Source organism: Burkholderia sp. ABCPW 11, assembly GCF_001523445.1.
In the GTDB taxonomy this organism is placed as follows: Bacteria; Pseudomonadota; Gammaproteobacteria; order Burkholderiales; family Burkholderiaceae; genus Burkholderia.
On sequence record NZ_LOVM01000099.1, the window covers coordinates 1 to 1,095 of the forward strand.

At 57.4% G+C, this 1,095-nt stretch carries 2 protein-coding genes and 1 pseudogene; 2 read left to right on the top strand and 1 reads right to left on the bottom strand.

Annotated elements, in window-relative coordinates; all coding sequences use genetic code 11:
* Positions 1-114 precede the first annotated feature (114 nt).
* A pseudogene (locus tag WS61_RS34630) lies at positions 115-459 on the top strand (transposase); the annotation flags it as partial.
* 21 nt (positions 460-480) lie between these two features.
* Positions 481-783 carry a GNAT family N-acetyltransferase gene (locus tag WS61_RS34635; RefSeq protein WP_095211890.1) on the top strand — a complete coding sequence of 101 codons (303 nt, stop codon included), beginning with the start codon at positions 481-483 and terminating at the stop codon, positions 781-783.
* Here the strand turns inward: WS61_RS34635 and WS61_RS34640 are convergent.
* Positions 778-1,095: hypothetical protein (locus WS61_RS34640; protein ID WP_157692799.1), on the bottom strand; the 318-nt coding region annotated here is incomplete at its 5' end. The genes WS61_RS34635 and WS61_RS34640 overlap by 6 nt on opposite strands.

Genomic DNA, 1,095 nt, shown 5'->3' on the forward strand with positions numbered 1-1,095 from the left:
AGGAGAAACTCATCCCCCATTGATGACTCGTTCTTTGTCGGCCCGACTACCTGTCAGATCAAGTCCCGGCTAATACACATCATCGAGCGCATGCTGGTCGAGCATTTGCCCACCGTCATGCCATCGAGTCTGCTCGGCAAGGCATTGCAGTACATGAGCGGGCAGTGGCACAAGCTGGTTCGGTACGTCGAGAACGGCAACTGGCCCATCTCGAACAACCTGTGTGAGAACGCGATCCGTCCGTTCGTCGTCGGCCGCAAGGGCTGGTTGTTCTCTGATACGGTTGCTGGCGCGTAGGCCAGTGCCAACCTGTACTCACTCGTCGAGACGTGCAAGGCGAACGGCGTCGAGCCGTATCGCTATCTGGTCTGGCTGTTCACCAGGTTGCCGCTCGCTGCAACCGCCGACGACTACGCCGATCTCATGCCTTGGAGACTGCCTCCCGCCCTCAACCTCTGACGGGCGTCGTTAAAAGACCGCATACAAATCATTGTGGCATCCGTGCGAGAACAAGTCATCGGTAGTATCAGCCTCCACGCACTACCTCTCTTCCACGCGGCGGGCAATCTCGGGCGCATAACTAGCATGGTCGTCGACGAGCGATATCGGGGAAACGGAGTTGGTAGCGCACTGATTGACGCTGCAGAACACTGGTTTAGGCAGGTCGGATGTGTAAAGTTGGAGGTGACGAGCGGCGACCATCGACCGGCTGCTCATCACTTCTACGAGCGACATGGTTTCTCGAGGGACGGCCAGCGACTCTCCAAGACGCTCCATTCATAGAGGGGCGTCATTACCTGATCGCTTACAGTTAAAGGAAGGCGTGCCAACATGCTGCACCTGCTCCAGCGCTTCAAGATAGCGATGGACCGGTACCGCAGCAAGTTGCTTATCATGAACACGAAGCAACGCTTCGAATGCAGTCCGTTCCGCGTCTGTCAAAGTCCACTTACCACCCCGCTCTGCCCGCGCAATGCATTGGTTGAGTGCGAAATCCGCGGACCGATACAGTTCCGCTTCGCCGTCGGAACGCAAATAGAACGCGAGCGCGAGCATATTGGACAGCGTGGCGATCGACTCAATATCGCCACTGCC